This is a genomic window from Bradyrhizobium sp. S69, from assembly GCF_009766005.1.
Taxonomy (GTDB): domain Bacteria; phylum Pseudomonadota; class Alphaproteobacteria; order Rhizobiales; family Xanthobacteraceae; genus Bradyrhizobium.
This window is the reverse complement of sequence record NZ_LMUK01000046.1, coordinates 87,817-101,938: the sequence shown is the minus strand read 5'-3', so window position 1 is coordinate 101,938 and position 14,122 is coordinate 87,817. Positions and strand designations below refer to the sequence as shown.

Genomic DNA, 14,122 nt, shown 5'->3' with positions numbered 1-14,122 from the left:
GAGAAACGAAACGGGACGTCATCTCCAAAGACTTCATCTCCGAAGACATCACCTACAAGTCAGTGGCATCACCGTGAACAAAACCGCTCAAACTGTCGAGAGCGCCGCAGCAGGCGGTGCTTTCCATATCGAAGATATTTACCCGCAGATCGATGGCGGTCGCTTTCCCGTGAAGCGTATCGCAGGCGAACGCGTCGAAGTCTGGGCGGATATCTATCGCGACGGCCACGATTTGATCGACTGCGCGCTGGTCTGGCGTCTGGAGCAGGATCGCGAATGGCGCCGCGCGCCGATGATCCACCACGCCAATGACCGATGGGGCGGCTGGTTCGTCCCCGAGCAGCCGGGACGCTATGTCTATGCCGTCGAGGCATGGACCGACGAATTCGCGACCTGGCGGCACGGCTTCGAATTGAAGCAGAAAGCCGGTGCCGACCTCACCCTCGACGCCATCGAAGGCGCGGGCATGCTGACCAAGGCGCAGGCCGGCGGCCAGGCCGCGGCCGCGGTGATCCTGCGGCAATGCGAGGATTTTCTTCAAACCGGCGAAGCTGGCCCGCTCCTGACTGAGGAATTGCAGAACGCGATGGCCGAGAGCCAGTTGCGGTCCGATTTGACCCGATCGCAGCTATTTCCGTTTGTCGCCGACCGCCCGCGGGCGCGCTCCGGCGCCTGGTACGAGATGGTGCCGCGCAGCCAGAGCCAGACCCCGGGCCAGCATGGCACCTTCAAGGATTGCATCGCGCGGCTTTCGGATGTCGGAGCGATGGGTTTCGACGTGGTCTATTTCACGCCGATCCACCCAATCGGTCATACCAACCGCAAGGGTCGCAACAACACGCCAACGGCGCTCGACGGCGATCCCGGCAGTCCCTATGCCATCGGCGCCGCCGAAGGCGGACACGATGCGGTGCATCCGCAACTGGGCACGCTGGAGGATTTCCGGGAGTTTGTCGCGGCCTGCAAGGCGCTCGACATGGAAGTAGCACTCGATTTCGCGGTCCAGTGTTCGCTCGACCACCCCTGGCTCAAGCAGCACCCGCAATGGTTCAAGCGCCGGCCCGATGGCTCGATGCGCTATGCGGAAAATCCGCCCAAGAAGTATGAAGACATCGTCAATCCCGATTTTTCATCGGAGGATTCCGGCGCGCTGTGGAACGCCTTGCGCGACGTCGTGCTGTTCTGGGTCGAGCAGGGCGTCAGCATCTTCCGCGTCGACAATCCCCACACCAAGCCGTTTCCGTTCTGGGAATGGCTGATCCATCAAGTGCAGCTTCGCCATCCCGACGTGATCTTCCTGGCCGAGGCGTTCACGCGGCCAAAGCTGATGAAGGGCCTGGCCAAACTCGGCTTCACGCAATCCTACACCTACTTCACCTGGCGAACGCAGAAGTGGGAGCTGGAACAATATTTGAACGAACTGACCGGCTATCCGGAGCGTGATTTCTATCGCCCGAATTTCTTTGTCAACACGCCGGACATCCTGCCGTTTCACCTGCAAGGCGGTGAAGCCTGGATGTTCAAATCCCGCGCAGCACTTGCCGCCACGCTGTCGAGCACCTACGGCATCTATAACGGGTTCGAACTGCTGGAGCATGAACCTATTCCCGGCAAGGAAGAATATCTCGATTCCGAGAAATACGAGATCAAGACGCGTGACTGGAACAAGCCTGACAACATCAAGCCCTATATCAGCGATCTCAACCGAGCCCGCCGGCAAAACGCCGCCCTGCAACAGACCGCGAACCTGCGTTTCATTGCGGTCGAGGACAGCAATGTGATCGGCTTCGTCAAGGAATCCGTCAATCAAACCAATAGCGTTGTCGTCGCCATCGCGCTGTCGCGCGACCCTCACGAATTCTGGCTTCCGCTCGGTGACGTCCAGGTCGGCATGACCGGCGACCGCCGCAATGTCGCCGCCGTAGAAAACCTGATCACGGGCGAGCGGCATCCGGTCGAATGGGGCGGCATCCATTTGCGAATCGATCCGGCACGCGATCCGGCTTTGCTGTTTCGCTGCCTGGCGTGAGAAACAACGCCATGAATGTGATGTCCTCCATCGACACCAAGGAATTGCCGTTGACCGACGCCGTGGATGAGCTGTGGTACAAGGATGCGATCATCTATCAGCTCCACGTCAAGGCCTTCGCCGACAGCAACAATGACGGCATCGGCGATTTCGCGGGCCTGACCGAAAAGCTCGACTATCTGCAGGAGCTCGGCGTCACCGCGCTGTGGCTGCTGCCGTTCTACCCGTCGCCCGGCCGCGATGACGGCTATGACATCGCCGATTATGGCGACATCAATCCCGACTTCGGTACGATGAAGGATTTCCGTCGCTTCATCGTCGAGGCCAAGAAGCGCGGTCTCAAGGTCATCACCGAGCTCGTCATCAATCACACCTCCGATCAGCACGACTGGTTCAAGCGCGCCCGCCGCAGCGACCCGAAATCGAGCGCGCGCAACTGGTATGTCTGGAGCGACACAGACCAGAAATACCAGGGCACGCGGATCATCTTCACGGATACCGAAAAGTCGAACTGGACCTGGGATCCGGAAGCCGGCCAGTTCTACTGGCACCGCTTCTTCTCGCACCAGCCCGACCTGAATTTCGACAATCCGCGGGTGGTCAGTGCGCTGGTCCAGGTGATGAAGCGCTGGCTCGACACCGGCGTCGACGGCTTCCGGCTCGATGCCATTCCCTATCTGTGCGAGCGCGACGGCACCAACAACGAAAACCTGCCGGAAACCCACGCCATCATCAAAAAGCTGCGTGGCGAGCTCGATGCCTATTCCAAGGGCAAGGTGCTGCTGGCGGAGGCCAATCAGTGGCCCGAGGACGTGCAGGAATATTTCGGCCGCGGCGACGAATGCCAGATGGCCTACCATTTTCCGCTGATGCCGCGGATTTACATGGCGATCGCGCAGGAAGACCGGTTTCCGATCACCGACATCCTGCGCCAGACGCCGGACATCCCCGCCAATTGCCAGTGGGCGCTGTTCCTGCGCAACCATGACGAACTGACGCTGGAGATGGTCACCGACGTCGAGCGCGATTATCTGTGGTCGACCTACGCCAACGATCCGCGCGCCCGCATCAATGTCGGCATCCGCCGGCGCCTGGCGCCGCTGATGGACAACGACCGGCGCAAGATCGAGCTGATGAACTCGATGCTGCTGTCGTTCCCGGGCACGCCGATCATCTATTATGGCGACGAGATTGGCATGGGCGACAACATCTATCTGGGCGACCGCAACGGCGTGCGCACGCCGATGCAATGGAGCCCGGACCGCAATGGCGGCTTTTCCCGCGCCGATCCGGCGCGGCTCTATGCGCCGACCATCATGGATCCGGTCTACGGCTATGAATCGGTCAATGTCGAGGCCCAGTCGCGCAGCCTGTCGTCGCTGTTGAGCGCCACCAAGCGGCTGATCTCGGTGCGCAAGTCGACCTTGGCGTTCGGCCGCGGCACCATGACATTCATCCGGCCACTCAACCGCTCGGTATTGTCCTATGTCAGGCAGTATGAAGGCGAGGTGATCCTGTGCGTCGCCAATTTGTCGCGCTCGGCACAAGCCACCGAGCTCGATCTGTCGGCGTGGAAGGGACGCGTCCCGCTGGAGATGCTCGGGCGCACCTCATTCCCGACGATCGGCGAACTGCCCTACATGATCACGCTGGCGCCCTATGGTTTCTACTGGTTCCAGCTTCAGGAGCCGGACAAATCGCAACCGGTCACCCCCTCGGCGGTGCCCGAATTCGAAACGCTGGTGGTGCCGCTCGGCGCCACCTGGGTATCGCTGGCGCGCACCCGCGGGGTGTTCGAACGCGACGTGTTGCCCGGACATCTGGCGCGCACGCGCTGGTATCCCGAACGTTCTCCGCAATCGATCTCGCCGACGCTGGTCAATGCCATTCCATTCTGCGACATCGGGGACAACCGGCCCTGGCTGGCGTTTTTCGAGACCACCCAGCGCGGCGCGACGGTGCGCTACGTGCTGCCGATGCAGATCGAGTGGGTGCGCTTCGACCGTGAACGCTACAACCCGCGCGCCTTCGCCGCCGTGCGTCAGGGCGCGCGCGAAGGCACCTTGCTGGATGTGGCGACCGACCAGATCTTCATCGCATTGTTGCTGCGCAATCTGCGCCATTCGCTGATTGTCGAGGAAAACGGCCTGCGCCTCGAATTCAACCCGACGAGCAAATTCTCCGACAAGCCGGTCCGGCTGCCCGAGCGTATCCGCGCCGTCGAGACCGAACAGTCCAACAGCACCGCGCTGGTGGACAGCGATTACGTGGTCAAGATGTACCGCAAGCTCGAACCCGGCATCAATCCCGAGATCGAGATGGGACGCTTCCTCACCGAGGTCGCGGGCTTCGCCAATACGCCGGCGCTGCTCGGCAGTGTCGAGCTGGCGGAAGGCGACAAGAAAAGCGCGATCGGGATCATTCATGCCTTTGTCGAGAACCAGGGCGATGGCTGGACCGTGACCGCGGCCTATCTCGACCGCTTTGTCGACGAGCAGCGCCTGGTCGCCGCCAGCGAGCATCCGAGCGAAAGCGACGACCAGGTCGCCTATCTGCGCTACATGTCGCAGACCGGACGACGTATTGCCGAGATGCATGTGGCGCTCGCAAGTAACAGGGACATCGCCGATTTCGCGCCGGAGCCGTTCAAGCCCGAAGATGCGCAGCGCTGGATCGATGATGTGCTGTCCCGCGCCGAACGCGTGTTCGACACGCTCTCGCACCGCCGCGATATCTTCAAGGAAGCCGATCGCACGCTGATCGATCAGGTCATGGCGCTGCGCGCGGTTCTGCCGGATCGCCTGAAGGCGCTGCTGCCGCGCAGCCTCGAAAGCCTGAACATTCGCGTCCATGGCGATTTCCATCTCGGCCAGATGCTGATCGTCAAGGACGATATCTTCATCATCGATTTCGAGGGCGAGCCCCGCCGTCCGCACAGCGAGCGGCGGCGCAAAGCGCCGGCGGCGCGCGACGTCGCTGGCCTGATCCGTTCGATCGATTATTCGGCGACCGCGGCGCTGGAACGCGGGCTCAAGGCGACGCCCGACGAACAGGGCAGGCTGGCCGCGGCGCTGGCGGAATGGCGCGATCGCGCCAGCGCGGCATTTCTCGCCGCCTATCGCGAGGCCATGACCAATCAAAAGCTGTGGCCCGCCGATCCGCAAGATGCCGAACGGGTTCTGAATTTCTTCCTGATCGAAAAAGCCTTCTACGAAATCGAATATGAACTGGCTCACCGTCCCGATTGGCTGCGCGTTCCGGTCACCGGCATGCTTCGAATATTGTCCCAAGACAACAGCGAGACCTCATGACCAAGCTACCCGCCGAGGCCTACGCGATCATCGAAGGCCGCCACTCCGATCCGTTCCACTACCTCGGCCTGCATACCGAAGGGGACCGCAAGGTCGTGCGCGCGTTCCTGCCCGAGGCCTCGAATGTCGAAGCGGTCGGCGAGCACGGCGAAACCGCACGGCTCGACCGTATCCATGATGCCGGCCTGTTTGTCGGCGCGCTGCCCAATGGCTCGACGCGGTATCAATTGCGCGCCCGCTTCGGCGACAACGTGGTGGATCTCGAGGATCCCTACCGCTTTCCGCCGGTGTTGAGCGACTTCGACCTGTATTTGCTCGGCGAAGGCACCCATCAGCGGCTGTACGACAAGCTCGGCGCCCATCCGATGACGCTCGACGGCGTCGATGGCGTGGCTTTTGTGGTGCTTGCCCCCAATGCGCGACTGGTCAGCGTGGTCGGCGACTTCAATTTCTGGGATGCGCGCCGCCATCCGATGCGGGTGCGCGGCAGCGGCTATTGGGAGCTGTTTATCCCGCGCGCCATCGCCGGCGACCGCTATAAATTCAATATCGTGGGACGGCAGGGCCAGAAATTGCCGCTGAAGTCCGACCCGATGGCCTTTGCCGCCGAGATGCGCCCCAGCACCGCTTCGATCGTGCTCGATGAGACCAAACTGCCGCATCCGCGCCCTGCGCCGGCGAATATCAACGCGCTGAGTGCGCCGATGTCGATCTACGAGATCCATCTCGGCTCCTGGCGGCGCAAGGGCAACAACGAGTGGCTGACCTATCGCGAGCTCGCCGAGCAGTTGCCGCGTTATGTCCGCGATCTCGGCTTCACCCATGTCGAGTTTCTGCCGATCAACGAGCATCCGTTCGACGGCTCCTGGGGCTATCAGCCGACCGGCCTGTACGCGCCGACCAGCCGGTTCGGCAGCCCGGAGGATTTTTCCACGCTGATCGATGCCTGCCACCGCGAAGGCATCGGCGTTTTGCTGGATTGGGTGCCCGGCCATTTCCCCGACGATCCGCATGGCCTCGGCCGTTTCGACGGCACCGCGCTGTACGAGCATGCCAACCCGTTGCAGGGCCGACACCTCGATTGGGGCACGCTGATCTATAATTACGGTCGCACCGAAGTCGTGAACTTCCTGGTTTCGAATGCGCTGTTCTGGCTGGAGCGCTATGCCATCGATGGGCTGCGCGTCGATGCGGTCGCCTCGATGCTCTATCTCGATTACAGCCGGCCCGCCGGCGGCTGGATTCCGAACAAACATGGCGGCCGGGAAAACCTCGAAGCCGTCGATTTCCTGCGCCGCTTCAACACCGAACTGTTCGCCCGCTTTCCGCAGGCCACGACCGCCGCGGAAGAATCCACCGCTTGGCCGCAGGTGTCGCGGCCGGTCGAATTCGGCGGGCTCGGCTTCGGCTATAAATGGAATATGGGCTGGATGCACGACACGCTGAATTACATCAGCAAGGATCCGATCTATCGCAAGCATCAGCACGGCGACATCCTGTTCGGGCTGCACTACGCGTTTTCGGAAAACTTCATCCTGCCGCTGTCGCACGACGAAGTCGTGCACGGCAAGCGCTCGATCCTGGGACGGATGCCCGGCGACAACTGGCAGCGTTTTGCCAATTTGCGCGCCTATTACGGCTTCATGTTCGGACATCCCGGCAAGAAGCTGATGTTCATGGGCTGCGAGTTCGCCCAGGAGCGCGAATGGGACCATGATCACTCGCTCGACTGGCATCTGCTCGATCAAAAGAGCCATGCCGGCATCCAGAACCTGATCCGCGATCTCAACACGCTGTATCGCACCCTGCCCGCCTTGCACGAGATAGATTGCGATCCCTTGGGCTTCGAATGGCTCATCACCGACGATGCCGGCGGCAACGTGTTCGCCTGGCTTCGCAAGGGCAACGATGCCCGCGCGCGATGCCTGGTGGTCGTGAATTTCTCGCCAAATGTATATCGCAACTACCGCGTTCGGGTGCCGTTCGCCGGCAAATGGCGCGAGGTTCTCAATTCGGACTCCGAGCATTACGGCGGCAGCAATGTCGGCAATATCGGCGAGGTCCAGACCAAAGACGGCCTGGTGCCCGAACTCCATCTCACCATCCCGCCTCTGGCCGCCATATTTCTTGTACCTGAAGGCTAGCGCATGCGATTATCCGCGGGCACGTCGTCTCGCCTTGGCGCAAGCTGGGACGGTCGGGGCACCAACTTTGCGCTGTTTTCCGCCAACGCGCAGAAGGTCGAGCTGTGTCTTTTCGACAGCCAGGGCCGCCGCGAGCTCGAACGCATCGAACTTCCCGAACGCAGCGAGGATGTCTGGCACGGCTATCTGAACGACGTGTCGCCGGGACAACTCTACGGCTACCGCGTTCACGGACCTTACGAGCCGGAGCACGGCCACCGCTTCAACTGCAACAAGCTGCTGCTCGACCCCTATGCGCGACGGCTTGCCGGACGGCTGGTCTGGAGCGATGCGCATTTCGCCTATCGCACCGGCAGCGCGCGCGAAGATCTCTCCTTCGACCGGCGCGACAACGCCCGCGGCATGCCCAAGGCCGTCGTCGTCGACGAGACCTTCAACTGGGGACGCCGCGAGATACGGCCGCATATCTCCTGGGAAGACACCATCATCTATGAAGCCCACGTCAAGGGCCTGACGCAGAAACGCGACGACGTGCCGCCGGGCCTGCGCGGCACCTATGGCGGCCTGTCGTCACCGGCGATGATCGAGCATTTCAAGCGGCTCGGCGTCACCACCATCGAACTGCTTCCGATTCATGGCTTGATCGACGACCGGACGCTGGTCGAAAAGAAGCTGGCGAACTACTGGGGTTACAACACGCTGTCGTTTTTCGCGCCGGACCCGCGCTATTCGCAGGACAATCCGCTCGACGCGTTCCGCACCACGGTCGCACGGCTGCACGATGCCGGCATCGAGGTGATGCTCGACGTGGTCTACAATCACACCGCGGAGGGCAACCATATGGGCCCGACGCTGTCGTACCGCGGCATCGACAACGCCTCTTATTACTGGCTGAAGCCGGAAAACCCACGGTACTACGACGATTTCACCGGCTGCGGCAGTTCGGTCAACCTCACCCACCCGCGCGTTCTGCAGATGGTGATGGATTCGCTGCGCTACTGGGTCGAAATCTGCCACGTCGACGGCTTCCGGTTCGATCTCGCGACCACGCTGGCGCGCGGACCGAACGGCTTCGATCGGGGCAGCTCGTTCCTCACCGCGATCCGGCAGGATCCCGTGCTGGCAACCGTCAAGCTGGTCGCCGAGCCGTGGGACCTCGGCATCGGCGGCTATCAGGTCGGCGCGTTTCCGTCGCAATGGTCGGAATGGAACGACCGCTATCGCAGCACGATGCGGCGCTACTGGAGTGGCGAAGGCAGCCTGATCGGCGAAGTCTCCAGCCGCATGACCGGTTCGTCCGACCTGTTCAACCATGATGGCCGCACCCAGCGCGCCGCGGTCAACCACATCACCGTGCACGACGGTTTCACGCTGGCCGACCTGTTCAGCTACAATGAAAAGCACAATGAGGCCAATGGCGAGGATAATCGCGATGGCTCCAACGACAATCACAGCAACAATTGCGGCCATGAAGGCCCGACCGACGATCCCGCCATCATCGCCCTGCGGCGCCAATTGCGGAAAAACCAGCTCGCGTGCGTCTTGCTGGCGCAAGGCCTGCCGCTGATCCTGGCCGGCGACGAGGTCGGCAACAGCCAGGACGGCAACAACAACGCCTATTGCCAGGACAACGAGATCGGCTGGGTCGGGTGGGAAAACCTCGGCCACGAAGGCGACGATTTGACCGACTTCGTCGGCCACATGACCGGACTGCGGACGCGGTTTGCGCAGTTGCGCTCGCATCGCTGGCTCGACGGGCGACGCGCCGATGGCAGCTATGGCGTGTTGTGGCTGACGCCGTCAGCCGCCGAGATGACGCAATCGGACTGGAGTTTTCCGGAGGGCCGTTTCCTCGCTTATGTGCTCGGGCCGATGGAACCAGGACACGCGCCGATCTTTATCGTGCTCAACGCCGCACCGGAAGAAATTGCGTTCGAGTTGCCCAAGATGCCGGAATACAAGAATTGGCAGCAAGTGCTGAACACCACCGAGATCACGCAGACAACCGCCGACTTCGCCTCGGGCGCCCAGACCAAGGCACCGCCGCGCGCGGTGCTCGCCTTTGCGGGCTCGGCATGAATGAGCGATCATTCGGACCACGTCTGACTGCGGCTGGCGCGTCGTTTCGGCTATGGGCGCCGGCGGCCAGGCGCGTCGATGTGCTGCTGGAAACGCCTCATCCGCTTGCCCGTGGCGACGACGGCTGGTTTTCCGCAGATATCGCCGGCGTAAAAGCAGGCGCGCGTTACAAATTCCGGATTGACGACGAGATCGACGTGCCGGATCCGGCCTCAGACTTTCAACCCGAAGACATCCCCGGGTCCAGCGAAGTGATCGACCACACCGCGTACCGATGGCGCGCCGCGGACTGGCGTGGACGCCCGTGGCCGGAAGCCGTATTGATCGAAACCCATGTCGGCACCTTTACGCCCGACGGCAGCTACCGCGCCATGATCGGCAAGCTCGATCATCTCGTGGCAACCGGGATCACCGCGCTCGAACTGATGCCGCTGGCGGATTTTCCGGGTCGCCGAAACTGGGGCTATGACGGCGTATTGTGGTATGCGCCGGACAGCGCCTACGGGCGTCCCGACGATCTCAAGGCGCTGATCGATGAGGCACATCTGCGCGGGCTGATGGTGTTTCTCGACGTGGTCTACAATCATTTCGGTCCCGAGGGGAATTACCTCGGCCGCTATGCGCCGGCATTCTTCACCGACGCCCAGACGCCGTGGGGCAGCGCAATCGATTACCGGGTGCGTGAAGTCCGCGACTTCGCCATCGAGAACGCGCTGTACTGGCTGCGCGAATATCGTTTCGACGGGCTGCGGCTCGATGCGGTGCATGCGATCATCGAACCGGCCAAGGTTTCACTGCTCCATGAACTCAGCCGCGCGGTCGGAGACCTCGCCACTGAGACCGGCCGGCAACTTCATTTGATGCTGGAGAACGACGACAACGCCGCAAGCCTGCTCGATGCCAGGGAAGAGATGCCGCGCGGTAAACATCGCGCGCAGTGGAACGATGATTATCACCACGCCTGGCACGTGCTGCTGTCCGGAGAGACCCACGGTTACTACGGCGACTATCGGCATGCCCCACTCAACGATATCGCGCGTGCGCTCGGCTCGGGCTTTGTCTACCAGGGCGAAGCTTCCGCGCATCGCGATGGCCAATTGCGCGGCGAGCCCAGCGGCGCGCTGACGCCGACCGCCTTCATCAACTTCCTGCAGAACCACGACCAGATCGGCAACCGCGCGCTGGGCGACCGGCTCGAAGCCAATGTCGATCCGCGCGCGATCGAGGCGGCGCTGGCGATTACCCTGCTGGCGCCGATGGTGCCGATGCTGTTCATGGGCGAGGAATGGGGCGCCAAATCCCCGTTTCCGTTCTTTTGCGATTTTCAGGGCGAACTCGCCGAGGCCGTTCGCCAGGGACGGCGGCGCGAATTCGCCGGCGCCTACGCCAGATATGGCGACGAGATTCCCGATCCGCTGGAGCCATCGACCACACAATCCGCGATGCTCGATTGGACCGCCGCCGACGCCGGGCCCGGCGCCGAACGGCTCAGACTGGTGCGGGAGCTGCTCGCGATCCGCCGGCGTGAGATCGTGCCACGGCTGGCGGGCGCCCGCTTCGGCTCGGCGCGAGCGTCTGACAATGGCGTGCTGACGGCACATTGGCCGATGGGCGACAGCACCACGCTTTCACTGATCGCCAATTTGTCGGATCGCGACGCCTCCCATGGAGATCACAAAACCCGGGGAACCCTGATCTGGGGCGCGGCGTTGAACCAGAGCGTCCCGCCCTGGTCGGTATCCTGGCGCATCGGATAAAAAATGCCGCCTAACCTGCCGGTTGCGACCTACCGCCTGCAACTCACCGCGGACTTCAACTTCGACGCGGCCGCTTCCGTCGTTCCCTATCTGAAGCAACTCGGCATCAGCCACGTCTATGCGTCGCCCTTCATGAAGGCGCGCAAGGGCTCTACCCATGGCTACGACATCGTCGATCACACCAAGTTCAATCCGGAGCTCGGCGGCGACGCCGGATTTGACCGCTTCAGCGCTGTGTTGAAGCAACACGATCTCGGCCTGATCCTCGACTTCGTGCCGAACCATGTCGGCGTGCATTTTGACGATAACCCGTGGTGGCTCGACGTGCTGGAGTGGGGCCCGGCCTCGCCGCATGCGGCTTCGTTCGACATCGACTGGGACCAGTTGCCGTATCGCGCGCGCGGCGGCGTGCTGCTGCCGATCATCGGATCGTCCTACGGCGAGGCGCTGGAAAAGGGCGAGATCGAGCTTCGTTACGATCCCGGCGAAGGTGGTTTTTCCGCATGGTATTTCGAGCATCGGCTGCCGATCGCGCCCGAGCGTTACAGCGAAATTCTGAGCGCGGTCGTCAAACAAGCCGGCGCCGACAACGACGCGGCGGGCAAGGCACTCCTTTCGCTCGCATCGCGCTACAGGGGATTGCGCCATCCCAATCGCAGCGAGGCGCCGGCGTTCAAGGCAGAACTGAAAGCCACACCGGGAAGCAGCGAACTCATCGCGCGCGGACTGGAGGCTTATCGGGCCGGCCCCGGTCGCGCCGCGCAGATCACGGCGCTGCATCATCTTTTGGAGCGCCAGCATTACAAGCTCGGCCACTGGCGGCTCGCGTCCAGCGACATCAACTACCGGCGTTTTTTCGACGTCAACACGCTCGCCGGATTGCGGGTCGAGGATGCCGCCACCTTCGATGCCATGCATAGCCTGGTCAAGCGGCTGATCACTGAGGACAGGCTGCAAGGCCTGCGGCTCGATCATATCGATGGCTTGCGCGATCCCGCGCAATACTTTCAGCGCTTGCGGCGCCTGATCCGGGACGCCCACGGCAAGACCACAAAACCGTTCTATATGGTGATCGAGAAAATCCTGGGCGAAAGCGAGGAACTGGCCTCGTTCAGCGGTGTACACGGCACCACCGGCTATGAATGGCTCAATGTCATCACGCAGGTGTTGATCGACGGCAACGGCCTCGGCCCGCTCGACGAGATCTGGCGGCAGATCAGCAATACGTCGCCAAAGCTCGCGCCGGTGCTGAAGGAGGCCAAGCGCCGGGTTCTGCAAACCCTGTTGACCAGCGAATTCATCGTGCTGACGCGGCTGCTGGCGCGGATCGCCAGCGGTCACTATTCGACCCGAGATTATTCCGAGGACAGTCTGCGGCAGGCGCTCGAACTCTATGTGCTGCACTTCCCGGTCTACCGCACCTATCTGACCTCGACGGGCGCGACCGCGCACGACCGCGCGCTGGTTTCGGAAACCATCGAGAAGGCCCGCGCCGACTGGTTTGCCGCCGATGAGGGCATCTTCGATTTCCTGCGCGATACGCTGACGATGGATTTGATCGGCCCCGGCCGCGTGCCGCACAGCGCCGCACGCGTTCGCCGCTTCGCGCTCAAGGTCCAGCAGTTCACCGGTCCTTTGATGGCGAAGGCACTCGAAGACACCAGTTTCTATCGCTACCATCGCCTGCTCGCCCTCAACGAGGTCGGCGGCGATCCGGCCTCCGGTGCGTGCTCGATCGAGGCGTTTCATCAGGTGATGCGAACGCGCGCCAAGGAGTGGCCGCACGGCATGACCGCGACCGCGACGCACGACACCAAGCGCGGCGAGGATGCGCGGGCGCGGCTGATGGCGCTGACCGAAATTCCCGGCGAATGGGCCAGCGCGGTGTCGCGGTGGAAAATCCTCAACGCACCGCATCTGGTGATCGAAGACGAGATGCGCGCGCCGTCGGCGACCTTCGAATACATGCTGTACCAGACCTTGCTTGGCGCATGGCCTTTGGACGGGCGTGACGAGGCGTTCGTGGAACGGATCCAGGCCTATGCGCTGAAAGCCGCGCGCGAGGGCAAACAGGAAACCAGCTGGCTCAATCCGCACCAGGCCTATGAGGCGGGATTGCAGACCTTCATCGCGCGTATTCTGGATTCCTCGACCTCGGGTGAATTCCTGAACTCGCTCGACACACTGGCACAGCGCACGGCGCTGCTCGGCGCGCTCAATTCGCTCAGCCAAATCACCTTGAAGGCGACGATGCCGGGCGTGCCGGATTTCTATCAGGGCACGGAGTTCTGGGATTTGTCGCTGGTCGATCCCGATAACCGGCGGCCGGTGGATTTTTCCGAACGCGCCACGGTGCTCGCACGCGTGGAAAATCCGGATTGGTCAGCTCTCGTACAAAATTACCCCGATGGTCATTTGAAGATGGCCTGGACCCGTCATCTGCTGAAATTGCGAAATGAATTGGCCGATGTGTTCGCGCACGGCGATTACCAGCCGCTGGAGGTGAGCGGACCGCAGAGCAACCACTTTGTCGCTTTCGCGCGGCGTCATGGCCACGACGCCGCGATATCTGTCGTTGCCAGATCGCTGGCGCCGCTATCGCAGGGCGGCCGAAGCTGGCCGCGCGCCGAGAGCTTCGAAGGTTCGCTGAACCTCGGGGGCTATTCGATCGAAGGCATCGATGGCGGGAAGCACGCGACGGGGGTGCCGCTATCGATGCTGTTGCGGCATCTGCCGGTCGCGGTGCTGAAGGCGAAAGTCAGGGCGAAGTCGAAACATCGTCGCGCGTGAGCTAAAACACGA

The 14,122-nt window shown here is 62.4% G+C and carries 6 protein-coding genes; all 6 read left to right on the top strand.

The annotated features are described in order from the left end of the window. Nucleotides 1–73: 73 nt before the first annotated feature. The 6 genes from GSQ88_RS25225 to treY are packed head-to-tail and all read left to right on the top strand — an operon-like array spanning nucleotide 74 to nucleotide 14,110. Nucleotides 74–2,029 (top strand): alpha-1,4-glucan--maltose-1-phosphate maltosyltransferase, encoded by a 1,956-nt coding sequence (locus GSQ88_RS25225; RefSeq protein WP_159010486.1) that lies wholly within the window; start codon nucleotides 74–76, stop codon nucleotides 2,027–2,029. An 11-nt stretch (nucleotides 2,030–2,040) separates the two neighbouring features. Further along, a complete protein-coding gene (treS, locus tag GSQ88_RS25220; protein ID WP_159010485.1) occupies nucleotides 2,041–5,340 on the top strand; it encodes a maltose alpha-D-glucosyltransferase in 3,300 nt (1,099 codons plus the stop codon). Further along, entirely contained in the window at nucleotides 5,337–7,484 is a 2,148-nt protein-coding gene (gene glgB / locus GSQ88_RS25215) for a 1,4-alpha-glucan branching protein GlgB (protein WP_159010484.1), read from the top strand. Before treS ends, glgB begins: the two co-directional genes overlap by 4 nt. 3 nt (nucleotides 7,485–7,487) lie before the next feature. Further along, nucleotides 7,488–9,563 carry a glycogen debranching protein GlgX gene (glgX, locus tag GSQ88_RS25210; protein WP_159010483.1) on the top strand — a complete coding sequence of 692 codons (2,076 nt, stop codon included), beginning with the start codon at nucleotides 7,488–7,490 and terminating at the stop codon, nucleotides 9,561–9,563. After that, nucleotides 9,560–11,320 carry a malto-oligosyltrehalose trehalohydrolase gene (treZ, locus tag GSQ88_RS25205; RefSeq protein ID WP_159010482.1) on the top strand — a complete coding sequence of 587 codons (1,761 nt, stop codon included), beginning with the start codon at nucleotides 9,560–9,562 and terminating at the stop codon, nucleotides 11,318–11,320. The genes glgX and treZ overlap by 4 nt, the downstream gene beginning before the upstream one ends. A gap of 3 nt (nucleotides 11,321–11,323) precedes the next feature. Further along, nucleotides 11,324–14,110 carry a malto-oligosyltrehalose synthase gene (treY, locus tag GSQ88_RS25200; protein WP_159010481.1) on the top strand — a complete coding sequence of 929 codons (2,787 nt, stop codon included), beginning with the start codon at nucleotides 11,324–11,326 and terminating at the stop codon, nucleotides 14,108–14,110. Nucleotides 14,111–14,122: the final 12 nt, after the last annotated feature.